Source organism: Nostoc sp. (genome assembly GCF_036917615.1).
GTDB lineage: Bacteria > Cyanobacteriota > Cyanobacteriia > Cyanobacteriales > Nostocaceae > Nostoc.
The window spans coordinates 154439-178299 of sequence record NZ_JBALCZ010000093.1; the positions used below are offsets into that span (position 1 = coordinate 154439).

Consider the following 23861-nt stretch of genomic DNA (forward strand, 5'->3'; position numbering starts at 1 on the left):
ATGAAGATATAAAACAAGATGATTCTATTAGTAGAAGATAATCCTGACGATGAAGCGCTAACCCTACGCGCACTCAAGAAAAACAATATTTTAAATGAAGTGGTGGTGGCACATGATGGGGTGGAAGCCCTAGATTATCTCTTTGGTAAAGGTGTGTACGCCGATCGCGACATGAGCGTTATGCCGCATCTCATCCTCCTGGATTTGAAGTTGCCTAAAATGGATGGTCTGGAAGTTTTGCGACACCTGCGAACCGACGACAGGACAAAAATCCTTCCTGTGGTCATTCTCACCTCGTCCAAGGAGGAGCAAGACTTAATCAATGGTTACAGCTTGGGTGCCAACAGCTATGTTCGCAAACCAGTAGATTTTTCCCAATTTAGTGAATCAGTGCGACAACTAGGGTTGTACTGGTTTGTGTTAAACGAATCACCGCCGAGGCTATAGTTTAGATGGGTATGCCTCTGCGCGTATTACTTGTTGAGGATTCAGAAGACGACGCTTTCTTGCTGTTGCGGGAACTGCAACGTGGTGACTATCAAGTAACCTTTGAACGGATTGATACACCCACAGCCATGAAAGCTGCGATCGCAGGGCAAATATGGGATATCGTTATCTGCGATTATTCCATGCCGACCTTTAGCGCCCCTGCTGCATTGAAGCAGGTTAAGGAAAGTGGGCTTGATCTGCCATTTATTATCGTCTCAGGCACTATTGGTGAAGATACCGCAGTAGCCGCCATGAAAGCTGGTGCCCATGACTACATCATCAAAGGCAATCTAGCGCGACTTACTCCTGCTGTTGCCCGCGAGTTGCGTGAGGCACAGGTGAGACAGGAGCGTAAACGAGCAGAGGAGCAGATTAAAGCATCGCTTCAAGAAAAAGAGGTGCTATTGAAAGAAATTCATCACCGGGTAAAAAATAATTTGCAGATTATTTCTAGTCTGCTCAACCTGCAAGCAGATTATCTCAAGGACAATCAAGCCCTTGAGATATTCAAAGATAGCCAGAACCGGATTGAATCAATGGCTCTGATCCACGAGAAACTATATCAATCTCAAGACTTGGCAAGGATTAATTTTGCTGACTATATCCAAGATTTAGTAACTAATTTATTTTATTCATACAACGTTAGTTCAAGCACTATAACCTTAAAAATGAACGTTGAGGAGGTTTTTCTAGTCATTGATGCAGCTATTCCCTGCGGCTTGATTATCAATGAACTTATTTCAAATTCCCTAAAATATGCCTTTCCCCAAACAGAAACGGGAGAAATTTGTATTGAATTTTGCTCCCTAGAAGCAAACTTATTTACACTTACTATCAGTGATAATGGTGTCGGTTTTGCCCAAAACTTTGACTTTCAAACTACAGAATCATTAGGTCTGCGATTAGTAAAAGGTCTAACACATCAGCTACAAGGTAATATCGATTTTATCAGCCAGAACGGAGTGAAGTATAAAATTATATTTCCGACTAAAAATTTCTAAAATTATAAGTTAAACAAAATCATGAACCCAGTAAATATATTAGTTGTTGAAGATGAAATCATCGTGGCAATGGATATACAAAATCGGCTACGAAAATTTGGATACACTGTTCTGGGGCTTGCCGATTCTGGAGAAGAAGCAATTAAGAAGGTAGCAGATAATTCTCTAGATTTGGTTCTAGTGGATATTCACCTCAAAGGAAACATGGATGGTGTGGAGACCGCTCAGATAATTCATAATATTTTTAATGTTCCAGTCATATATCTTACTGCTAATGCATATGAATTAACATTAGATCGAGCAAAGGTAACAAAACCGTTTGGCTATATTCTCAAGCCTTTTAAAGAAAAAGAATTAAAGTTCACTATTGAAATTACCCTTGACAAACATCGGACGGAAAAAAAATTAAAACAGAATGAACAATGGCTGACTACTGTACTTAAAAGTATTGGAGATGCTGTGATTACTAGTGACGCATCTGGATCTATAACTTTTATGAATCCTATTGCGGAGGTACTGACGGGTTGGAATTATTCAGATGCGTTTGGTAAAGAAGCAACAGAAATATTCAATATTACTCATGAAAAAACTCGTACAATAATTGAAAGTCCGATAACGCAAGTCCTTCAGTCGGGCGTTACTATAGGTCTACCAGAACAGACGATACTTATTGCTAGAAACGGTGCAGAAATACCAATTGACGATAGTATTGCACCGATTAAAGATGATAATGGTAACATCACTGGTGCAGTTTTAGTCTTTCAGGATATCACCGAGCGGAAGCATATATTGGAGGCACTAGCGCGTCGCCAGCAAGAATTCAAAGCATTAGTTGAAAATGCACCTGATATCATTTCCAGATTTAACACTCAATTGCGCTACGTTTACGTTAATCCAGCAATTGAAAAGGTTACAAAAATATCAGCCGAAACATTTATCGGCAAAACAAACGCAGAGTTAAATCTGCCGGAAGAATTTTGTCGGATATGCGATCATAAGCTCCAGCAAGTTTTCCAAACTAAGCAAGAGATGGAGTTTGAATGTAGTTTAGCGATCGCTTGGGAAACAAAACATTACCATACCCGCCTTGTGCCGGAATTGGCTAGCGATGGTTCAGTATATTTTGTCTTGAGTATCGCTCGCAACATTACTGCTCTCAAACTTGCAGAGGCGCAATTAATTCATGATGCCTTTCACGATATACTAACCGATCTACCAAACCGCGCCTTATTTATGGAACGGCTAGAACGTGCGCTCATGCAGACAAAACGACGTGCGAACTATACATTCGCTGTTCTCTTTCTAGACCTAGATCGCTTCAAAGTTGTCAACGACAGTCTCGGTCATATGATTGGTGACCAACTATTAACTGCACTTGCTCGCAGATTGGAGAATTGCTTGCGCTCTGGAGACACAGTTGCCCGTCTAGGGGGAGATGAGTTTACAATTTTGCTTGATGATCTCAACAACATCAATGACGTAATAGGCGTAGTGGAGCGGATACACGAAGCTCTGGCATCTGCGTTCAAACTCAGCGGGTACGAGGTATTTACTACCGTCAGCATTGGCATCGCCCTGAACAAGGGTAATTACAACCGACCAGAGGAACTCCTGCGCGATGCTGATATTGCAATGTATCGCGCTAAGGCATTGGGTAAGGCGCGCCATGAGATATTTGACTCAACCATGTATACCCAAGTTACAAAGCTATTAGAGTTAGAGATGGATCTACGACGGGCAGTTGAACGCCAGGAGTTTCAGATTCACTACCAACCAATTATTTTGTTAGAAACTGACAAGATTATTGGCTTCGAGGCTCTCGTTCGCTGGCAGCACCCGCAACACGGATTAGTTCCTCCAGACAACTTTATTCCACTGGCGGAAGAAACTGGGCTGATTATCCCTATTGGTTATTGGGTACTCCGCGAGGCTTGTCGTCAGATGCGTGCTTGGCAGGTACAATTTCCTACTGACCCACCCTTGACAATCAGTGTAAATCTTTCCACTAAACAGTTTTCACAACCCGAGTTGATTGATCAAATTAACCAAATTATGCAAGAAACTGGTCTGGAAGCCGGCAATTTAAAGCTGGAGATTACCGAAAGCGTACTTATGGAAAATATTCAATCAACAACTTTTATCCTCTTGCAACTGCAACAGATGAATATCCAATTACACTTAGATGATTTTGGCATCGGCTATTCATCTTTGAGTTACCTACACCGCTTTCCAAGTAATGCCTTAAAGATTGATCGTTCGTTTATTTTCAAAATTGGTGCTAATGGAGAAAACTTGGAGATTATTCAAGCGATCATCGCCTTAGCACACAGTCTAAATATAGATGTGATCGCAGAGGGCGTAGAAACGGTGGAGCAACTGACACAACTTAAAGCCATGAAATGCAAGTACGCACAAGGATATTTTTTCTCTAAACCTGTGGATAGCAAATCGATAGAGACATTAATTGCATCTGGCATTCAGCCGAGACAAGGATAGGGTTAGGGAGTGTACTACAAACGAATAGATAATAGTTAACAATTCAAAATTCTGGCATTCGTCTTGGAAAGCTCTGATGCCTGTCTGGAAAAATGACCAAATAATTACGAATTATTTTGACTCTCTTTTTCTCCTCCGGCTCGTTCCCGTGTCAAGCTATCAATAGCATCACCCAAGGCAGTAGTCAGGCTATTGCGGGTTTGAGCGTGGTTATCCTGCTCAGTTTTTAAAGCTTGCAAAAGGCGTGAGCGTTCTTTGATCACAGCGATGAGTTTAGCTTGCAAGTCCTCCACAGATTTTAGTTGTTCTATTTCTTGTTGGATCGCTGTTACTGGTGTCTCAACAGCCAGTGTCTCGACCTCAAGACCCTGAAGTTTATGTAGTTCTGCCTTAAGGGATGCGATCGCCTGTTGGGACAGTTGGGCATCTGTGCGGCGTTGTTCTGCTTCTGTGTTGTAAAGCTGACGCCATTTTTGGGCACTTTCCCAAGCAACATCGCGCTCGTGTTGAAGTCCCGCCATCTGCTCTTTGAGTACCTGGATTTCTGTCAACCACTGTTGTGTTAAATCTTGATTCATAAATAAATAGTTATTAGTCATTAGTCAATGGTCATTAGTCAAGAGTCAATGGTCAATGGTCATTAGTCAGGAACTCTCCTCTGCTCCCCACTCGGTATTCTTGCAGTAAAAAGATAAATGCGATCGCTAATAAACCCAACTAGTTTTAACTCTAAATCATGCCAAAGCCTCGTTTTTTCCGCTTCTTTCGCCACCTCAATTTGCACACGCTCAAAAAAACTTTTGCCAGGACAACCGAAAGACGACTTTTGGGACTGGCTTCAGAAATCGCCTTCAATGCCATGCTATCGCTGTTTCCAGCAATTCTGGCTCTGATCACAGCCATTGGCTTATTGGCAGAATCTTTGCAAGCCACCTTTAACAAACTGGCGGATCAACTCAGTCAAATTCTACCTGAACAAGCACTGGATCTGATTCGTGATTTTGCCACCACAGAAATTACCGACTCCAAAAACAGCGGTTTGTTTTCTCTGAGCTTTGTATTAGCAATTTGGACTGCTTCTGGGGCGGTAAGTACCGTGATGACAGCCCTCGACCAAATCCATCAAATTCCTCCAGAAAAGATACGCCCCTTTTGGAAAGCCAAGCTCATCTCTCTGGGATTAACAGTCGGTACTATGTTGCTTTTAGTATTGGCTTCTTTGTTAGTGTTTACCAGCGACTTACTATTGGGAATGGTAGTGCGCGAAAATGGCTCTTTGATCTTCTTGGTGCATCTTTGGCAGCTATTACGCTGGCCTTTAGCTTTAAGTATTGTTGCTGTCGCCTTTAGCTTTCTCTATCGCTATGGCCCAAGCCAGTGGAACTCAGGCACGCCAATGATGCCTGGAGCAATTTTAGCAGCTGTTTTTTGGGCAATTTTGTCTGCCCTATTTCGGCTTTATGTGGCAAATTTTGGGAATTATAATAAAGTCTATGGTGCAGTCGGGGCTGTGATAGTTTTAATGCTCTGGCTGTCGATGAGTGCTGCTGTTCTATTAATCGGCGAGCAGCTGAACGTCACTGTCGGCGAAGATATGCGCCCAAAAGCACAGTCAGAATCTCCCGAAAAATATTAGATATAGCTATAAATCCCTGATGAAACTTTTGCTAAAGCTCATTAGGGAAGTAGAATATCTAACGATTCAATACAAAGCTAGCGATCGCCTTTATGTCTGATTCTCCGCCTCGATTTTCGATGATTGAACCTGATACCAAAGCACCCACCTTGAAGCGCCTGCGTCAGTTAAGTCGGCTGCTGGATAATGTCGTTACCATTCCTGGTACGAAAATTGGTTTTGGTCTAGATCCAATTTTAGGACTAATACCTATTGGTGGTGATTTTTTGGGAGTCATGTTTTCTAGCTACATCATCCTAGAAGCAGCGCGGCTGGGTGTATCTAGAGCCACTTTAGGGAAAATGGTTTTGAATGTGATCATTGATGGCTTGGTAGGCGCTGTCCCAGTTTTGGGAGACTTTTTTGATTTTGCTTGGACAGCTAACACCTATAATATCAAGCTCTTGGAAGAGTACTTAAAGTTTCCTAGCCAGCAAAAGCGTGCAGACAGGTGGTTTATCTTTGCCGTTTTGGCTGGATTGTTGCTAATCTCTATTGTTTTAGTGGCATTACCGGTAATACTAATTAGAATGTTGTGGAACGCCTTAACTGGCACTTAAATTATTTATTGATAATCGAATGAAAGATTGGTGGCAAGCTACTTTTCCTAAAGGGCGGCAAAGTCTAGTTATTACTGATGCTAAAGGGTATCCTGTACAAATTGCTTATGGCGAAAAAGGTAGAGGTAAACCGTTAATTTTATTACATGGCATGGGGAGTTGGAGCTATAATTGGCGCCACAGTATAGCACCATTATCTAAACATTTTCGGGTAATTTGTTTTGATGCCAAAGGTTTTGGTTTTTCCGAAAAACCATTGTCTCGTAGAGAACACAACGGTCATCAACTTATTGAGTTTCAAAGAATTATTCAGGCATTATGTGATGAACCCGCAGTGATTGTGGCTGAATCTCTGGGGGGATTAGTTGCCCTTGCCCTTGCTCAAGAAAATCCGCAGTTAATCGCGCAGCTTGTAGTAGTAAACGTACCTATTTTTGCCGAACGGCTACCCCATTGGGCTATGTGGTTACTTGCCCAAACGCCCCTGGAAATAATGCAAACAATTGATTCCTTACGCCTGGTATATTTGTTTGCACCTCTATTTAGAGAAATTATGGCAATAGAAAGACGTGGAGTATTATTTGATCCGTCAATTTTGACAGAGGAAGATGTCTATTGGATAACTTACCCGTTTATTGAGCTACCAGGTACGGTTGGAAAAGTCGCCGAAGAGTTACAAATAGCAGCGCAAGAAATTGAAAATTGGCAAGCAAATAAGCCAAATATGCTCACCAAAATTCAAAATAACCTGAGTTCAATTAAGTGTCCTACACTAGTTTTGTGGGGTGAGCAAGATAGTTGGTTTCCTGCTAGTCATGGTGAAAAATTGCATCAGCATATCCCCAATTCCAAATTCCAAATTTTGTCTAACTGCTGTCATGATGCCTCCACTGGCGCTTTTGAAGTCTTGAATGCAACGATTCTTGAGTTTTTACGGGATACTGACTTATAAAAACAATTTATATTCTAATTGAGTTGATGGTTGTTTTTTTGATTGGTATATCTGAGAGCGATGCCGTACTCGTACGAAGAAGCAAGCTACGCGCAGGGTTTCGTAGAGAAGTGCGGGCTGTGACGCTCCTGCGTCGCTAACGCTACGCTATCGGTGACGCTAAATAAAAAAGAGTGGGAGGAAGCATATCAGTCAGCTTTCAAACTCCCACTCTGCCATTTGCCGCTGAAGTGAACAGGAATGTATACAGACGTTGCCCGTTAGTTGGGGGCTAATGCGTACTTCAACAACAACGTCCGCACGCATTTAATATTCCTGTTGCAGCAAATGCCAAACCTGATTATTGATATTTATCTGCTGAGAAAAATCCTCTGCAAATAATTAGTATAGATAGTTTTTTATTTTTGTAAATCACTTAGAAAATAGTGTTTTACAAAAGGAATTTGCTTACGTGGTAGTCTTTGATAACAAAACTATTGAAGTCGTTTATCTTTGTACAATTTAACTTGGTTAATCAGAATCAGGTTGCCATTTTGGCAGGTTTTTAAATTTCCTAATTGTTCATAAGTAACCTTTATGAACTGCGTAAGCATCTGATCATTGTTCCAATACTTTTTGGGAAGTATAAGGGACTTCCAAAAAATAAATTATGTCATTATCAATAATGATTATCCTTATTATCAAGCTGCTGTTTTTTTTGGAATATTTTATTCTTTGGAAGTCTCGTTAAGCTGTTTAGCTGTCCATCAGCTTTTGCGTTGAGTTACAGAGATGATCCGACTCAGTAGTAATTGGCTTGCATAGACTACCGTATCACTGATGATTTTAATTAACCATAACGTAGCCTGAATTGCGATCGCAGCGATAAAAAAGGTGATCGCTGTTTTGCAAATTGCCTACACTCTGACTTCTCTGTTTTTAGCAGAGAGGCTTTGAATCTTAGTCTCCTTGCTTATAAAACAAGGGATTGGGGGTTAGGTCTATATTGCACTCAACTGCAAACTGCTATAAGTGAATGATCAGTTTATTTTAGTGATTATACGTAAATTTAGTATTCGCTTTGGTAGTTTAACGAAAAAGTTAAACATAGTTAAATATACGTTGTATATAAATTACACAAATCTAACGTATTTTCGTCATCGCGTACTCCTTCCCTACGGTACGCTGCGCGAATGTAGAACCCGTCGGGGAAGGAGCGAGCGCCAGAAGCATTACCGTAGAGTAGCAATCCCAGTCTTTACCAAGTACTTCGATGTTGCTAACGACAACTTCTGCTAACACCCAATTGAAAACAACTACCTCAGCACTATTTTATGAAAAAATAACATCGGTCGAGTCTACGATGCTTTAGGACAAAAGCAGAAAGCACTCGATTTTTATAACCAAGCTCTGCCTCTTTTTCGGGCTGTGGGCGATCGCTCAGGTGAAGCTACTACCCTCAATAACATCGGTGCAGTCCAGGGGTCAAATGAGCAGTGATTCCGAAAGTTACGCCCTTGGACTTGATAAGCCGCTTTCAATCCAAGCGATCGCAAAAATTAGCAATCCCTAGAATTAGAGATAAAACTTGGGATGAGTTGTATGGGACTTCCAGAAAATAAACTATTCCCTCAACAATAATGATAATCATTTAAAAAAGGGGGGTGAAGGGGCTGCTGACGGCAGCCCCTTCACCCTCACACGAAGACTACAGAGATTAAGCTCACTAGGGATTCCTGATAAACCACTCTTGGGCGATAGTATAACTGTAGATTCTTTCAATTCTCTGATCTCCCATGCCAAAACAGTCTATAGGTCTTGATAACAAACTCTACAATTATCTTTTATCCGTTTCGCTGCGAGAACCGGAGATTCTTTGGAAGTTGCGCCAAGAAACTGCCAGCCATCCCCAAAGCATAATGCAGATTTCACCAGAACAAGGGCAGTTTATGAGACTACTGGTAGAACTCATTGGAGCCAAGAAAACCCTGGAAGTTGGTGTATTTACAGGTTATAGCTCACTTTCAGTTGCCTTAGCCCTTCCTGAGGATGGCAAGATTATCGCTGCTGATGTGAGTGAAGAATTTACTGCGATCGCCCGCCGATATTGGCAAGCAGCCGGAGTTGCCGATAAAATCGATCTGCGATTGGCACCAGCTTTGGAAACTTTAGATGCGCTGTTGGCAACTGGCCAAGCCGAGACATTTGATTTTGCCTTTATTGATGCCGATAAAGAAAGTTATGATGGATATTATGAGCGATCGCTGCAATTGTTACGTCCAGGTGGATTGATTGCTATTGATAATGTTTTACGGTCAGGACAAGTTGCTAACCCCCAAAATCAAGATCAAGGCACCCAAGCTATCCGGGCGCTCAATGAAAAGTTACATCATGACGAACGGGTAACGCTTTCCCTTGTCCCCATCGCCGATGGACTTACTTTAGCAATCAAGCGACCTTAATACAGTTTGATCCAAACTATTTGCTGGAATACTGTAGAGTAGCATAGCTGTGCTACCCTACTGCGTGTTTTACTTCTATTTACTTAGAAGTTATAGCCAACTCCTAATTGTAGTCCTACATCAGTTTCATCCATAAAAGCAGCATTTACACCACCTGTTAACGTCAGCTTAGAACCGAGAGGAAGGTCTACACCACCAGTTAACAGTAATCCAATATCAGTATCAGCATTAGCTTCAATTGCTACACCAGCACCTATGTAAGGAGATATAGCAAAGGTTCTTTCACCCACCGAACCTGCTCTGCGAGGAGAAAAATCCAAAGTTACGGGAACTAGAAATATTGTGTCGTCCCCAAAGATCACCGATGGTCGCACTGATAAATAGTTTGTCAAACCAAGTTTGCTGATTACTGTAAAGTTACCATCACTCAGAGCTGTATCGCCGCCGCTCAAACCAATGTTACCACCAACCCCGATATAGCTTCTGCCACCACGAGTAGCTCTACCTACCGTAACATCAGGTGTCCCATTAGTTCCTGTTGGTGGCTGATTTAACTTACTGATGTTAATATCAGGCGGGATCAAGACTTGGTTAATTGCATGGATAATACCATTGCTAGCTTTCACGTCCGGCTGGATAATTGTGGCATTATTCACCGAGACTTGATTGTTAGCACGATTGATTTTAATATTTACAGGTCTTTCTTCAGAAGTTTTCAGTTCTCCAGCTGAGAGTTGACTAGTAGTGACTGCACCAGGAACCACATGATATCTCAAAATCTTAATCAATGCATCTCTGTTTTCTGGTTGCTGTAACTGCTGTAGGGTAGCAGCAGGTAAAGCAGCAAATGCTTGATCGGTGGGAGCGAAGACTGTATAAGGCCCAGGTTGTTGCAGAATATCTGCTAGACCGGCTGTCTTTAATAAAGAAGTCAGAGTTGTAAAAGAACTACTGGATGCAGCAAGAGAAACAATATCAGTACCAGTTTGAGCTCCACCGACAATATACTGAGTAGCTGGAAGATTGCTCGCAATGGGTTGCAACCTTCCCTGTTTAGCCAAAGCTTGATATAAGATTGCCGCAGCTTCTGCACGAGTTAGGGACTGTTGCGGATTAAGTTGTTTTATATCTGGATAATTTACAACAAGATTAGATTGTGTTGCTGCTGTTACACTACTAACAGCATAGTTCGGGATACTTGAGGCGTCATTGTAGTATGTGTTGAGATCAGTACTTGTTCCAGTACTGCTAACAGTTAAACCCAAACCATTTGCTAAAGCAACGATTCCCTGCACTCTCGGAATTTCTTGATTTGGTCTAAACACGTTCCCAGGATAGCCTGCCAGAAATCCAGTTTCATAGGCGCTCTGAATTGCAGAAGCCGCCCAATAGTTAGCAGGAACATCACTAAATCCACCTGAGGTTAATTGCCGAACTCGGTTTTGGTTACCAAAAGCTTTTTGAATTAGGGCGGCAAATTCAGCACGAGTTACAGGTTGATTCGGCCTAAAGGTGCCATCAGGAAAGCCAGCAATCACGTTATTCTCAGCTAGGGTTTGAATGAAGGGACGTGCCCAATAATCTGAGGAAACATCAGACAAGTTAACTGTTGAAGTAGGTGATGGTGTTGCAGGCGATGGTGTGTCAGATGATGGTGTCTGAGGCGATGGTGTCGCAGGCGATGGTGTGTCAAGCGATGGTGTGTCAGGCGATGGTGTCGCAGGCGATGGTGTCGCAGGTGGAACAGTATTTTGAGATAAAGCTGGTGCAGAAATTACGATGGGACTTACTATAGCGGCTATCATTCCCAGAACTAGCAAAGCAACCTTTGTTGATGACCTACGAGAGAAACTAGACATGGAAATATCCTCTTTTCAAATTCTTGGATTGACTCTGGAAAATACTGGATGCAAGGTTAAGTGAATACAAATATCGAGAGAATTGTTTGGTTTGCCCCGATATGGAAAGCACAAATATAACCGTTAACTCTGGAAAATTCAAATGTTGGACATTATGAGCAGTTGCTCTGACATCTCATAAGATTTATCCAAATGTTCACCACACCCCCATCTAGTATGGAATTCCTATTTGATTTTTAAAAAACCGCAGATCACACTAATAAGGATAAGCAGGTATACTGTGGTAATATGGTATGTTGCAATAATAAAGATAATTAATGCAAGTAGGGGATTTTATCAGTTCTAAAATCGCAGTCAAGCAGTAGGACAAATGGCTTTTAATAGCCGTCTCTTTATAATTGCCGAGGAGGGTTAATGCTGTCAAGCTCAATTTATCATGATCTTTAGCAAGATTTAAGAAATAAAATGTATCTTGACGATATGCTGTATTTTTAATCTTTTATCAAAATTATACAACTAACTAATGGCTGGATTTATCTAAAAAACTTTCACTCTTTAGATAGTTGTCTGTGATGTTAAATTTTAAAATATTAGACCGAAAATTAGCGATCGCAATCAAAATTTTCGAGCATGATTGCGCCAAAATTTTTGGCTAGGAATTATTTTTTTTTCAAAAGACAATTTTATGAAAATGAACCCACAGATAAACTAGGATTTTTGGAAGATGTCTAATCTGTGTCAATTTTGCTCATTACTATAACTCCTTTGCCATTGCCTGGATTTCTACTGGTCTGTAGCCCCAACCTTGAGCAATTTCGTAATTAACATCAGAATTTTGCTACTCAATTAGGTCAAAAATGTAGAGTATCCCTGGAAGAGTGCCAGCAATTTGTTGAAATAGAGGTTGACTATCCCATAGTGCCTGAAATTCATCTGCATCAACTTGTTGAGTATCTTCAGCACAGCTACAGTTTTCCGGAAGCTGCACGTGCTTACATTCAGTAATATCCGAAAAAGTTGTCACGATCGCGTCGGGAGAAGTTCCTCCAGCTTGGAACAGAGGTTGTGAAGACAACAATAGCCCCCCTTGCTCACCATTTGGCTTATAAAAGCCACACACCACATTCAAGCAAGGTTTACATGTATTCTGGGTAATGATCGCTGGGTGAATTTCACCTCCAAAACGAGAGCCATCTTCATAAAAAAATGCCACCTGGGAGCAAGCAAATTTTGCCCCACAAGTTGTTCTGCTCTCAGTCCCAGAATGCGATCGCAAGTTGTACTACAAGCCTGGATAGTGCCATCAGCCAACTGAAGTACCATTCCCTCTTCATTCCTGGCTACTGGCGAATAATTTGCTTTTTTACTAACTTGGCGGTGCAGCAGCTTCTCATTAGCCATCTGGTTTTGGGGCTTTTTGCGTTTGGGATTCTAAAAAGTTAAATAGATTTAAACTTCATCTATCACCTTTAATACTCGTGAACGAGTCTTTGATACTCGTTCATCCACCTTTAATACTCGTGAACGAGTCTTTGATACTCGCTCATCTCCAAACGATGGGAGCAATCGCTAATCATTTCCAAATTGCCGACAATCAGCCCAAGGTACGCCCATCAATAATGCTACCAGAGCCATAAAATAAGATAAAATTCGCTGTTTTTTACCTTTTGCTATCCAAATACCAAGATGCCTTCTAAGCGAATCTTATTTATCAGTAACGGTCACGGAGAGGATAACCATACCTCTCATGTTATTCAAACCCTGTGCCAATTGTGTCCTTCTCTTGATATGGCAGCAATGCCGATTGTCGGGGAAGGAAAAGCTTACCGCAGCTTGAACATTCCCATTATTGGCCCGACGCAAAGGATGCCCTCTGGGGGATTCTTTTATATGAAGCGCCTCTATTTGCTCAAAGATTTTCAATCGGGATTGATTGGGTTAACGTGGCGACAGTTACAAGCAGTGTTAGATTATGCTCCCAATTGCGATTTGATTATGGCTACTGGGGATTTTGTCTCTCAGACATTTGCTTACTTAACAAAGCGCCCCTTTGTCTCCTTTATCTCTTGTCTTTCTGCCCTCTACGAAGGGCGGTTACGACTCAATCCGCTTCTGTGGCACGACCTTAATTCTTCTAGATGTCTGGCAGTTTTCACCAGGGATTCCTATACGGCTTATGACCTGCAACGGCAAAGTTTAACTAAAGCTCAGTTTGGTGGCATTCCGGCTTTAGATCGGCTCGTCCCTGCTGGCAAAGACTTGCATCTGAAAGCAAACGGGACAGCGATCGCTCTCCTGCCAGGGTCACGGATGCCTGAAGCCGCGCGAAATTTCTGTTTGCAGTTGCAACTGGTGGTAGAAATCGCCAAGGTGATGCCTAAGTCAGGATTACAGTTTCGTGCAGCCTTGGTATCGGATTTGATGGAACAACTGGACTACATTGCCAAAAGTCAAGGTTGGCAACATCAGCAAGGCGTACTTACCTATTCTCCTCCAGGAAGTTCTGCTGATGAATCACCGATTGTGGAAGTGAGATGTTATTCAGATGCCTTCAGTGACATTGTATGTTACTCTACTCTCGTGATTGGGATGGCAGGGTTGGCAGTGGATCTAGCTGTAGCGATCGGCAAACCTATCATCCAAATTCCCGGAGAGGGCCCTCAATTTACCTATCAATTTGCCGAGGCGCAAACACGGCTGTTGGGTATTTCTGCCCAAACTATCGGCACTAAGCCAGCAACCCCTGAGATTCTCAAGCAAGCGGCTCAACGAGTAGTTGAGACTTTACAAGATTCAGACTATCTCGCTAAGTGCAAAGAAAATGGCCCTGAGCGATTTGGCCCGCCCGGCGCATCTGAGAGAATTGCCCGCCTTTTGTTAACCTATCTAGGAGAAACTGAGGATAAATTACTGTTGCTGCCAAATTTCAATAATGAAGGTAAGGATAACAGAATGTAGGTAAAACAGCGAGTTATTACAGCAGTTTTCATCTATTTGAACCACATCTGTTGTAGGGGCACAGCAATGCTCATAGGTGTCAACTTAACGTGAAAGCCTGTCTAGATAAGTCCTTCAGAGATTGCCTCGAAAAGAAGTCTCTGACTCTTAATGCCTAATGGGAGGCTCCGCCTCTTACTTGCGGCTCTGCCGCAAGTAAGAGCATTTCCAGCCTCTGGCTGGAAACGAGGTTTTAAAGGGGTTTGCGCTTAAGTTGACAATAATGAGCAATGCTGTGCCCAAGAGGACATGGTTTATTTAGCTGAAAATAGCTGTAAAAAAATCATCCGGCATGGGAGCAAAAAGATGTTATGTGTGGAAAGCTGCTAATTATTGCATTCGGCAATCCTTTATCTATGGTCATAGTGCCATCTTCCAATCAGATGGACAAGTTAATGCAGCCAATTCAAGAGTACAAAAGTTTATCTGCCAAGGTTGCACAATAATTTTTGAGATTGTTGGATAAATCATCGAAGGGATACTTTGCGGCGCTGGCAGAATATAAACATACAGAATTGAACTATGAAAGTCCGCTCTAGCTACTGGCAACTGTTGCCTTATCTGTGGCCCCAATGGCCGCTGTTAGTTCGGGGATTAGCTTGTATCTTAGGATTTGTGTTGTTCACCCTAGCAATACCCTATTTAGCAGGTAAGGTCGCTCTTTTTCTTGGTCAGGGAAATGTTAACCAGATTGCCTACTGGCTCGGACTAGCCACTTTAGTATTTTTGGTTCGAGGGTTTTGTCAATACGGGCAGAATGTCTTTATGATAGCTGCTGCTCTGGAAATGGTTTTAAACTTGCGTAAGCGAGTTTACGCTCACCTGCACAAACTCGGATTGGATTACTTTGAAACCACACAGACGGGAGACCTGACTTATCGCCTAACTGAAGATATCGACCGGGTAGGCGAGATTGTTGATAAGTTATCGCATCAGTTTCTTTCCAATCTGTTGCAGTTAATTGTGATTCCCATTTACATGCTCTACCTGAATTGGCCGCTGACGCTTGCAGGTTTGATTTTGGCTCCCTTGATGGCTTGGTTGATCGGACAATTTGGTCAGCGATTACTCGTGCTATCTCGCCAGAGTCAAAATCAGGTTTCCAATTTGTCAGCGCTGCTAACAGAAGTATTTAGTGGGATTCGTGTGGTTCAGGCTTTTGCGGCACAAGAGTATGAAGTGAAGCGATTCAATCAGGAAGCAGAACGCAATCGTCAGGCTCAGTATCGCACTCAACAACTCAAATCCATTCAGTTTCCTGTTGTCGGTTTTTTGGAAGCAGTTAGTATTATGCTGCTATTTTTATTGGGAGGATGGCAGATTTCTCAGCATCAACTGACATCTCAAGGATTTATCAGTTTTTTAGCTGCTGTGGCTTTACTGATTCAGCCAATCGACATGATGATTAGCAATTACAACGAGTACAAACAGACCGAAGCTTCTGTCGAACGCATCTTTGAACTGATGGCGAAGCAGCCTAGCCTCAGCGAAAAATCGAATGCTCTGGAAATGCCACGAGTTATTGGCAAGGTAGAGTATCGTCATGTCAATTTCGCCTACAATCCCGACCAGCCAGTGCTAAAGGATCTTTGTCTACACGCTTCTCCGGGTGATGTCATGGCTTTGGTTGGTTCTTCTGGAGCAGGCAAATCGACGTTAATTAATCTTTTACTTCGCTTTTATGACCCTCAGGCGGGTCAAATTCTGATTGATAATATTGATATCCGCGACGTTACACTCACCAGCCTGCGCCGTCAAATTGGGATTGTTCCCCAAGACATTACCCTTTTTTCGGGAACGATCGCCGAAAACATCGGTTACGGTCAGGAAAAATTAGATTTAGCAGCGATTCAGGAAGCCGCAAAGATTGCCAACGCTCACTCCTTTATCACCCAGTTTTCTCAGGGTTATCATACCTGGGTGGGCGAACGGGGAGTTAAGCTATCGGGAGGACAACGCCAAAGATTAGCGATCGCCAGAGCAGTTGCCAACGATCCGCGAATTCTCATCCTGGATGAGGCCACCTCTGCTTTAGATTCGGAAGCAGAAGCACTAGTTCAAGAGGCGCTGGAGCGAGTCATGCAAAACCGTACCGTGTTTATTATTGCCCATCGCTTGAGCAGCGTTCGTCGTGCTGACTGCATTCTCGTACTAGAACAAGGACAGGTGGTTGAAGCTGGTACTCACGCCTCCCTACTATCTAAAGAAGGACGGTATGCCCGTTTTTACGCCCAACAGTTCTACTCTACAAATGAGTAGAGCATTGTCAATCAATTTTGGATTTTGGATTTTGGATTTGTTCTGCCCACACTCGCTTTGCTCGAAGTCAAAGGTCAAAGGTCAAAGGTCAAAAGTCAAAAATAATCAAATAATTCTTCCTTTTGGCTGTTGACTTTTAACTTTTGACTTCCGCCTTGGGGGCGGTGAACCAAATAATTCTTTGTTCTTTAATCTAAAATCTAAAATCTAAAATTGGCAGTCAAGTTAATGTCCGTTCGCTGATTTTTTAACATCTACTCGAATTTGATAAAATCTATATTTGATATGAAGTCTGGCTGATCATCAGAGGCGTCCGCTCCGGAATGTTGATTTGGAGAATTCTGATTCAAATCAACATTCCAGCAATACAAGCGGTGATAAAACCTGCTAACAATCCGCCAATCATTGACCTTACACCCATGCGAGCTAAATCATGCTGACGATTAGGTGCTATCCCAGTAATGCCGCCAATGGTAATGCCAATTGAACCGATATTTGCAAAATTACATAAAGCGTAAGTTGCAATAATTACTGCGCGTTGGGAAATTTTACCACTTTCGATTAGTGCCTTCAAATCCAAAAAAGCAATAAACTCATTGAGAATTGTCTTTGTACCCAATAAAGCTCCAACTTGCCGACAATCAGCCCAAGGTACGCCCATCAGCCAGGCCACGGGAGCCATAACAAAAGACAAAATCCACTGTAATGAGAGTTGCTGTAAGCCCACAAATGCCCCCAACCATCCCAGCAGCGCATTCAGGGCGGCTAATAATCCTAAAAAGGCGATAATCATCACCCCAACATTAACTGCTAACTTTACGCCGTCAAGCGCTCCGGTAGTAGCAGCATCAATTACATTTACATAATTGGTTTCTACATTTACCTTTGCTTTACCAGCCGTCTCTGATACTTCTGTTTCTGGGTAAAGTAATTTTGATACCACCAACGATGTGGGAGCAGTCATAAAGAAAGCAGCAATCAGGTGTTCTGCTGGTATGCCAAAGGAAAGATACGCTCCTAGTACTCCACCCGCAATTGTGGCAAAACCACTCGTCATTAGTGCATGGAGTTCCGATTGCGTCATATTCGCTATATAAGGTTTAACTATCAGCGCCGACTCTGTTGGGCCCAAAAAGATGTTACCGGCACAAGATAAAGATTCAGAACCCGATGTTTTCATCGTCTTGATCATTACCCACGCCACCACATTTACGACTCGCTGTAAAATGCCGTAGTAATATAAGACGCTGATGAAGGCAGAGAAAAAGATAATTGTGGGCAGCACTTGGAAAGCAAAGAAATGATCCTTAAAATTTTCTCCAAAGACAAATTTAGCACCGACATCAGAAAATGCTAAAAATTGGCTGACAATATCTCCTAGAGATTTAAACACATTCAAACCCCAAGGGGTTTTAAGAATCACTAGCGCAAATGCAAACTCCAATCCCAAACCCCACGCCACTATTTGCCAACGCACCGCACGACGATTAACAGAGAAGGCGTAGGATATACCGATAAAAACTAAAATTCCCAACGCAGAAATGGCGCGTTCCATATTGACTCCCGGAAATGTATCGCTAAGGCACATGGTCACAAAGCATACACAAAATCCGCCTGGTTTTGGGGCTTTTTAGTCAATTACTAGAGTTTTGATCCTCTAAAGATGAATTTAGCGTAGGCATAGCCCGCGTAGGCATCGCACTTCTGGCCTCATCTGTAAGTAAGCAAGCAGTTCTGTGGCTAATGTGCCAGTTCTAAAAAACACCGATGCATAGCCCCCAAACAACTCTCCAATTAACTAAGGTGAGTTCTGGTGACTGCGCCAGCGCCATAATCAGTAAGGTATCAGCTTGGTTATCTGTGCCAGTTATCCCACTATAACCACACTCAATACCAAATTCGCGATCGCAAACAGCAATGATATGCTAGATACAGTGTGCAACACTAACTAGAGGTTTGTCACTTTCTATCCCGGAAATAACTTCAGCATAGTTGCTCTAGTCAATATACAAATCGTAAGAACCTTAGCAAATCTTACTGACTAAGCTTTGCTATATTATTAGTATTCGATTCCGAATTACTTTCCTAATATCTGCTTTTTTAAAAACTCACTTTTCTGTTGAGATAAACGATAAATTGTCGGTTCTGCTTTTCCAATTATATGACCTTGTACATAGCTAATACCTAATTTCTTCAATTGTTTTAGGGTCACTGGTGAATTTTCATCTAATCCCTCAACAATTATACTTGCTGGGTTTAGTGGATTCGTTGTTGCAACTATTTGTTGAACAAACTGGATAATAACATTAACTGGTTCGTGATAAAGAATTTCACGGTCAATTTTTACATAAGGTGGATTAAGTCCTGCTAATCGAGAGACTGACGCATAACCAACTCCAAAATCATCAATCCCAAATTTTATTTTTAATTCCTGAACATATTTAGACAATCTAATTTTAAATGTATCTAAAGAAGATTGAAGCTTCACTCCATCCTGATCAATTGGCAAATCAGCTTTTTCAGAAATCTCTAAAATTAGTTTTTTGGCTGTAATGTGATTGCTTGTTCCTTGTTTAACAATCTTACGAACAGTCTCAAAATAGGCGGTTCGCATCAAAGACTCTGGATACACATTAACTGATAGAGGAAGTATTTCATAAGATCTACTTTGTTTTGCTTCAATCAATGCTTGTCTATAGCTATCAGCCGCAAGATTCAGAAGAACTTGATCTAACTCAACTGTAAATTTACGTCCCCATAACTCAGCAGCATAGAATAAATCAACAGGAGCTGTCAAGCTATCTGGATCACGAGCAAGAGCTTCCCAACCACTAATTGAAAATGTATCTAAATCCAGAATAGGTTCAAAATATATAATAATTTTGGCGAGACGATCGCAAAAAAGATTAAACCTTTTATCATAGAAAGAAAGAGGAACAAAACCGTAATTCTTTTTCAAATTGTCAAGAATTGTTGCCTCAACCCTTGGAGGTTGGAGATATAATTCCTGGCTAGCTATGTAGAAACTAGATATGATTGTACAGTAAGCATCACTAAGTAAATAAGAATCTCTTAACAACCCACAGACTAATATAAATTCATTATCTAACGTATCTAAAGGTATCAATATAAAAGCTTTAGATGCTGATTCTTGCTGATCATAGTGAATTCTGTAAATCCCTTGATGATCTGAAGTAAAAATAGAGTTCATTGGAATATTAGAAAGAATTTTATTTTTTATAATATTGGCATAAGCATGAGCGTCAATAATTTCACTGAAATTGCTTTGTGCCTTTATATTCCAACTATTTTGGTTTTCAAGGCGATGCATTACAAACACTAAGTCTGCGTCTGAAGTTTGTCTAATAACTTCCAGAATAAAATTTTGAACTGTAGTTGCTCTATCTCCAGTGTTATTAGATGAATATTTCACGGAATATTCTCCTAATCGTTCAGCTAATCTGCTAATAAAGGATTCAAAAGGTTGTAATAAACTTGGGATAGGATTATAATATTTAGTATTATTTAGATTTTGTGAATATTCTAATTTAATTTCTCCGATGTGAATCTTGGTCGGAATTGTTTCTAAAACTGGAATGCGGATAGATTTTGCTTTCGCTAATATAATTTCAAAGCCTTTATCTCTTAAAACAATGATTTTAGGAGTCATATTAGGAAGCACTTCTTGTATTTTGGTAGTAGCATACTCATGAAGCTCTAATATTGATATTTGTCCATCTTTATTAAGATCGCCTCCTCCTGTTTCGATGCCTTCTACTAAATAACGAGTATAGACAGATAGTTCTGAACCTTGTTGTTTAAAACAATACTCAGTAGAAATTGAGGATGTCAGAATTACTCGTCCTTCTGAACCTAGTTGTCCTTGTAAATCAACGGAATCGTCATTCTTCGCAGATAAAATTGGATCAAATGCTCCACTAAAACAGCAGTCGAGTATGATTACCTGCCGCTTCGCACGGCTACGTTTCATTACTTCATGGATAAAGTTTGCAGGGACGGCAGTTGAGCGTACTAATTCTCCCTTTGAGTTTTTCTTTGTTGCGCGAGTTGCAAAGTATAAATTACCAGTGTCATCCTTAATACCATGCCCAGAAAAATAGAAAAGTATTAAATCTTCTTTAGTTCCCTCTGAGAAAAGTGCTTCAATTTCGTACTGCATTGTCTGAGGATCAGGATTCTTTAAACTCTTTAGCTCATTAAAATTTCCCATGTCAGGGTCTTGTAAAACCCGATGCAATGCTTCAATATCTTTCACAGCGGCTGGAAGAGGGCTTAACCCAGGTTCGTATTCATCGACTCCGATTAGCAATGCTATTTTTGCCATTTTAATATCTTTATATTGCGGGAAAAAAGTCAAAATTATTTGCTCTTTTCATAGTACTTTTATTTGTCTGCTATAAATTACTGAGCAGCTTTAATAGCAAGTTCTAATTCTTCTCGACTATGAGCAGGCTAACTACTCGTTTAACCTGATTTTTGCGGTCTAATATCATGTCCGATTAATTAGTTATGATTACCACATCTGTGCAAAAACCGGAAAACCCTCTTTCCCCCAGCTAAGAGATCCTTGCCCCTGCCGTCTTTTTGATAAGTCTTTAAGCGGATATGATATAACAGCTTTATTTTTGTATATATTACTGTCAAAGTTACATTTAATACTTTTTTTGTACACATTACTGCAAAAGTCAGGTCTAACACATCAAATAAAGGAATCCTACGGCATCAGAGGATTAAACCGGATTTATTTGTGTTTTACAACCCCATAACTGTGCGATAATGTGCTTCAATTTGCGCGACGGTTTGAGACTTACGCTTTGTCTCCCATTGACTGCGATTAAATAATTCTTGCCGCAATTCATCAACGTTAATAGTGGTAACTTTACCGTCAGCAACAATTTGCTTGCCATTCACCCAAGCACTATCAACAACATTACTAGGACGCCCTAAAACTAACAAACCAATGGGATCTGTACGCGGAAGTAATGATAAATTGGTGAGGTCATAAAGTACTAAATCGGCTTCTTTCCCGATGGTTAAAGAACCGAGATTATCCGCAATATTAAATCCTTTTGCGCCTCCCAAAGATGCCATTTCTACTGCTTGCCGAGGCGTAATCCAGTGCTGATAATCTGAGTCTGTAACGTTGTGCAAGATAGAACCAATTTTGATTGCTTCTAGCAAATCTTGAGAGTCATTACTCGAAGCACCATCGCAACCAAAAGTTACGTTGACTCCAGCTTGGCGATATTTTAAAATCGGGGCAATACCACTGCCTAAACGCAGATTACTTAAGGGATTATGAACAACTGTAGATTGAGTTTCGGCAAGGATGGCGATATCAGCATCATTTAACCAGACACAATGAGCAAGAGAAGTGCGATCGCTCAAATACCCGATTCTTTTCAAATGTTCCACAGCAGTACAACCGTACTTTTGTTGAGCGAGTTTTTCCTGTGCCCTAGTTTCCAGTAAATGGGAGTGGCGGCAAAGATTGTAGCGATCGCTTAACTCAGTACACCCCTCAAATAAAGCATCAGTACACAATTGAATCCCTGTTGGTGCAACTAAAATACTCACACCCTCATCTGGGCGATGAAATTGTCGCACCGCTTCTTCGATGATTTCCAATGTTACCGCAGTTGAGCGAAAATAAGGCTGATGAGTTTGGGCTGATTCCCCGGATGGTATACCTGCGCTGAGGGATTCATCTTGAATTAAGGGGGCGATAAAGGCGCGAATTCCAACTTCTCTGTAAGCGCGAGTTGCAATGGCGATCGTTTCTAACTCAAGTCCGGGAATTAACACCAGATGATCTACCACACTCGTCCCGCCAGAAAGTAAGGTTTCCACCGCAGTACCCAAGGCGCTCAGATAAACCTGTTCGGGATCGAGGGGGGTAAAATCATACAGTTCCGCCAACCATAATTCTAAAGGGAAGACTGACATGATTCCTCGCTGCCACATCTCTGATGAGTGGGTGTGGGCGTTGAAAAAGCCAGGTAGCAGCAGCTTATTTTTGCCATCAATGGCAGTGCCGATTACTTGTAGATTGGGGGCAATGGCAGCGATCACACCATCTACAACCTGTACATCTACCGTTGCATAATCATCACGGACGGCAATCAAAACATTCTGGATTGTGAAACTTACCATATTTAACCTTGATTAAGTAATTGTATTTTCAACTAAATTTCAAGTTACAAAATAGAAAATGGTCTTGGGTATTGCAATTTTATGAATTTGCCTTTTCGGACATTGGGAGTTGCACCAAATGCGTGGACAGTGAATGATGCGATCGCAGATATCACTCGTCCTCAAAAGACCCCACAACCCGTTATTTTATCAACAGAAACTAAAACCCTGCGCCTAGACTTGGCAAAAACTGCTATCCTCGTCATTGATATGCAAAACGACTTCTGTCACCCTGATGGCTGGTTAGCGCATATTGGTGTGGATGTAACTCCAGCGCGTCAGCCTATTGAACCTTTGAACAACTTACTTCCAGAACTGCGTGAGGTTGGTGTTCCAGTCATTTGGGTAAATTGGGGAAATCGTCCCGACTTGCTCAATATTAGTGCTGGTTTGCGTCACGTCTATAATCCCACAGGGGAGGGTGTGGGATTGGGCGATCCACTGCCAAGCAATGGTGCTAGAGTACTCATGGCAGGTAGTTGGGCAGCGGCAGTTGTAGACGAACTAGAACAGATTCCCGAAGATATTCGTGTAGACAAATACCGCATGAGTGGGTTTTGGGATACGCCATTAGATAGTATCTTGCGGAATCTGGGAAGGACAACATTATTTTTTGCTGGTGTTAATGCTGATCAATGTGTGCTAGCCACGTTATGTGATGCCAACTTCTTAGGATATGACTGCGTGTTAGTTAAAGACTGTACCGCTACCACTTCTCCTGAATATTGTTGGCTAGCGACATTGTACAACGTCAAACAATGCTTCGGTTTTGTCAGTGACTCGCAAGCGATTTTAACAGCGCTGCAAAAGAGTGAGGAGTAATTCGATTGTAGATTTTAGATTTTAGATTGATTCCATGCATGAATGCTCTTTGTATGCTCAAGAATTTTAGATTTTAGATTTGTTCTTGCGTTTAAAT

18 protein-coding genes and 1 pseudogene are annotated in these 23861 nt (G+C 41.5%); 12 read left to right on the forward strand and 7 right to left on the reverse strand.

Annotated elements, in window-relative coordinates; all coding sequences use genetic code 11:
• Positions 1-18: 18 nt before the first annotated feature.
• The 3 genes from V7K85_RS35730 to V7K85_RS35740 are packed head-to-tail and all read left to right on the forward strand — an operon-like array spanning position 19 to position 3986.
• Positions 19-447 carry a response regulator gene (locus V7K85_RS35730; RefSeq protein ID WP_334821363.1) on the forward strand — a complete coding sequence of 143 codons (429 nt, stop codon included), beginning with the start codon at positions 19-21 and terminating at the stop codon, positions 445-447.
• 11 nt (positions 448-458) lie between these two features.
• Positions 459-1490 carry a sensor histidine kinase gene (locus V7K85_RS35735; protein ID WP_334821365.1) on the forward strand — a complete coding sequence of 344 codons (1032 nt, stop codon included), beginning with the start codon at positions 459-461 and terminating at the stop codon, positions 1488-1490.
• Positions 1491-1511: 21 nt separating this feature from the next.
• Complete coding sequence (locus V7K85_RS35740) at positions 1512-3986, forward strand: GGDEF domain-containing response regulator (RefSeq protein WP_334821367.1); 2475 nt, start codon at positions 1512-1514, stop codon at positions 3984-3986.
• A 104-nt stretch (positions 3987-4090) separates the two neighbouring features.
• On the opposite strand, the gene V7K85_RS35745 is transcribed toward V7K85_RS35740, so the two are convergent.
• Positions 4091-4564, reverse strand: coding sequence for a hypothetical protein (locus V7K85_RS35745; RefSeq protein WP_334821450.1), 474 nt, complete (start codon positions 4562-4564; stop codon positions 4091-4093).
• Between the two features lie 158 nt (positions 4565-4722).
• On the opposite strand from V7K85_RS35745, the gene V7K85_RS35750 reads away from it, so the two are divergent.
• The 5 genes and pseudogenes from V7K85_RS35750 (at position 4723) to V7K85_RS35770 (ending at position 9614) form a co-directional block, all read left to right on the forward strand.
• Complete coding sequence (locus V7K85_RS35750; RefSeq protein WP_334821369.1) at positions 4723-5622, forward strand: YihY/virulence factor BrkB family protein; 900 nt, start codon at positions 4723-4725, stop codon at positions 5620-5622.
• A gap of 92 nt (positions 5623-5714) precedes the next feature.
• Positions 5715-6221 (forward strand): DUF4112 domain-containing protein, encoded by a 507-nt coding sequence (locus V7K85_RS35755; RefSeq protein WP_334821371.1) that lies wholly within the window; start codon positions 5715-5717, stop codon positions 6219-6221.
• A gap of 19 nt (positions 6222-6240) precedes the next feature.
• Positions 6241-7173: an alpha/beta fold hydrolase gene (locus V7K85_RS35760; protein WP_334821373.1), complete on the forward strand. Its 933-nt coding sequence runs from the start codon at positions 6241-6243 to the stop codon at positions 7171-7173.
• A 1320-nt stretch (positions 7174-8493) separates the two neighbouring features.
• Positions 8494-8631: pseudogene (locus V7K85_RS35765) on the forward strand (tetratricopeptide repeat protein); the annotation flags it as partial.
• Positions 8632-8948: 317 nt separating this feature from the next.
• Complete coding sequence (locus V7K85_RS35770; protein ID WP_334821374.1) at positions 8949-9614, forward strand: class I SAM-dependent methyltransferase; 666 nt, start codon at positions 8949-8951, stop codon at positions 9612-9614.
• Between the two features lie 83 nt (positions 9615-9697).
• On the opposite strand, the gene V7K85_RS35775 is transcribed toward V7K85_RS35770, so the two are convergent.
• From V7K85_RS35775 to V7K85_RS35785, 3 genes are all read right to left on the reverse strand, one after another.
• The gene (locus V7K85_RS35775; RefSeq protein WP_334821376.1) at positions 9698-11473 is read right to left on the reverse strand and encodes a fasciclin domain-containing protein; all 1776 of its coding nucleotides are present in this window, start codon (positions 11471-11473) and stop codon (positions 9698-9700) included.
• Between the two features lie 838 nt (positions 11474-12311).
• The gene (locus tag V7K85_RS35780; protein WP_334821379.1) at positions 12312-12548 is read right to left on the reverse strand and encodes a hypothetical protein; all 237 of its coding nucleotides are present in this window, start codon (positions 12546-12548) and stop codon (positions 12312-12314) included.
• Positions 12549-12598: 50 nt separating this feature from the next.
• Positions 12599-12874 carry a PAS domain-containing protein gene (locus V7K85_RS35785; RefSeq protein WP_334821381.1) on the reverse strand — a complete coding sequence of 92 codons (276 nt, stop codon included), beginning with the start codon at positions 12872-12874 and terminating at the stop codon, positions 12599-12601.
• Positions 12875-12951: 77 nt separating this feature from the next.
• Here V7K85_RS35785 and V7K85_RS35790 point away from each other — a divergent pair, with 77 nt between their 5' ends.
• From V7K85_RS35790 to V7K85_RS35800, 3 genes are all read left to right on the forward strand, one after another.
• Positions 12952-13110 (forward strand): hypothetical protein, encoded by a 159-nt coding sequence (locus tag V7K85_RS35790; RefSeq protein ID WP_334821383.1) that lies wholly within the window; start codon positions 12952-12954, stop codon positions 13108-13110.
• A 49-nt stretch (positions 13111-13159) separates the two neighbouring features.
• A complete protein-coding gene (locus V7K85_RS35795; protein ID WP_334821385.1) occupies positions 13160-14431 on the forward strand; it encodes a lipid-A-disaccharide synthase-related protein in 1272 nt (423 codons plus the stop codon).
• A gap of 561 nt (positions 14432-14992) precedes the next feature.
• Positions 14993-16729 (forward strand): ABC transporter ATP-binding protein, encoded by a 1737-nt coding sequence (locus tag V7K85_RS35800; protein WP_334821386.1) that lies wholly within the window; start codon positions 14993-14995, stop codon positions 16727-16729.
• A gap of 346 nt (positions 16730-17075) precedes the next feature.
• On the opposite strand, the gene V7K85_RS35805 is transcribed toward V7K85_RS35800, so the two are convergent.
• From V7K85_RS35805 to V7K85_RS35815, 3 genes are all read right to left on the reverse strand, one after another.
• Positions 17076-18284 (reverse strand): NupC/NupG family nucleoside CNT transporter, encoded by a 1209-nt coding sequence (locus V7K85_RS35805; protein WP_334821454.1) that lies wholly within the window; start codon positions 18282-18284, stop codon positions 17076-17078.
• Between the two features lie 522 nt (positions 18285-18806).
• Positions 18807-21107 (reverse strand): caspase, EACC1-associated type, encoded by a 2301-nt coding sequence (locus V7K85_RS35810; protein ID WP_334821388.1) that lies wholly within the window; start codon positions 21105-21107, stop codon positions 18807-18809.
• Between the two features lie 395 nt (positions 21108-21502).
• Positions 21503-22903: an amidohydrolase gene (locus tag V7K85_RS35815; RefSeq protein WP_334821390.1), complete on the reverse strand. Its 1401-nt coding sequence runs from the start codon at positions 22901-22903 to the stop codon at positions 21503-21505.
• 81 nt (positions 22904-22984) lie between these two features.
• Here V7K85_RS35815 and V7K85_RS35820 point away from each other — a divergent pair, with 81 nt between their 5' ends.
• A complete protein-coding gene (locus V7K85_RS35820) occupies positions 22985-23764 on the forward strand; it encodes a cysteine hydrolase family protein (RefSeq protein WP_334821392.1) in 780 nt (259 codons plus the stop codon).
• Positions 23765-23861 lie beyond the last annotated feature (97 nt).

Coding starts and splice junctions, on each gene's coding strand:
- V7K85_RS35775 (WP_334821376.1), bottom strand. CDS start 11,473: ATGTCTAGTTTCTCTCGTAGGTCATCAACAAAGGTTGCTTTGCTAGTT.
- V7K85_RS35815 (WP_334821390.1), bottom strand. CDS start 22,903: ATGGTAAGTTTCACAATCCAGAATGTTTTGATTGCCGTCCGTGATGAT.
- V7K85_RS35795 (WP_334821385.1), top strand. CDS start 13,160: ATGCCTTCTAAGCGAATCTTATTTATCAGTAACGGTCACGGAGAGGAT.
- V7K85_RS35800 (WP_334821386.1), top strand. CDS start 14,993: ATGAAAGTCCGCTCTAGCTACTGGCAACTGTTGCCTTATCTGTGGCCC.
- V7K85_RS35760 (WP_334821373.1), top strand. CDS start 6,241: ATGAAAGATTGGTGGCAAGCTACTTTTCCTAAAGGGCGGCAAAGTCTA.
- V7K85_RS35805 (WP_334821454.1), bottom strand. CDS start 18,284: ATGGAACGCGCCATTTCTGCGTTGGGAATTTTAGTTTTTATCGGTATA.
- V7K85_RS35755 (WP_334821371.1), top strand. CDS start 5,715: ATGTCTGATTCTCCGCCTCGATTTTCGATGATTGAACCTGATACCAAA.
- V7K85_RS35785 (WP_334821381.1), bottom strand. CDS start 12,874: ATGGCTAATGAGAAGCTGCTGCACCGCCAAGTTAGTAAAAAAGCAAAT.
- V7K85_RS35730 (WP_334821363.1), top strand. CDS start 19: ATGATTCTATTAGTAGAAGATAATCCTGACGATGAAGCGCTAACCCTA.
- V7K85_RS35735 (WP_334821365.1), top strand. CDS start 459: ATGCCTCTGCGCGTATTACTTGTTGAGGATTCAGAAGACGACGCTTTC.
- V7K85_RS35770 (WP_334821374.1), top strand. CDS start 8,949: ATGCCAAAACAGTCTATAGGTCTTGATAACAAACTCTACAATTATCTT.
- V7K85_RS35745 (WP_334821450.1), bottom strand. CDS start 4,564: ATGAATCAAGATTTAACACAACAGTGGTTGACAGAAATCCAGGTACTC.
- V7K85_RS35820 (WP_334821392.1), top strand. CDS start 22,985: ATGAATTTGCCTTTTCGGACATTGGGAGTTGCACCAAATGCGTGGACA.
- V7K85_RS35740 (WP_334821367.1), top strand. CDS start 1,512: ATGAACCCAGTAAATATATTAGTTGTTGAAGATGAAATCATCGTGGCA.
- V7K85_RS35750 (WP_334821369.1), top strand. CDS start 4,723: ATGCCAAAGCCTCGTTTTTTCCGCTTCTTTCGCCACCTCAATTTGCAC.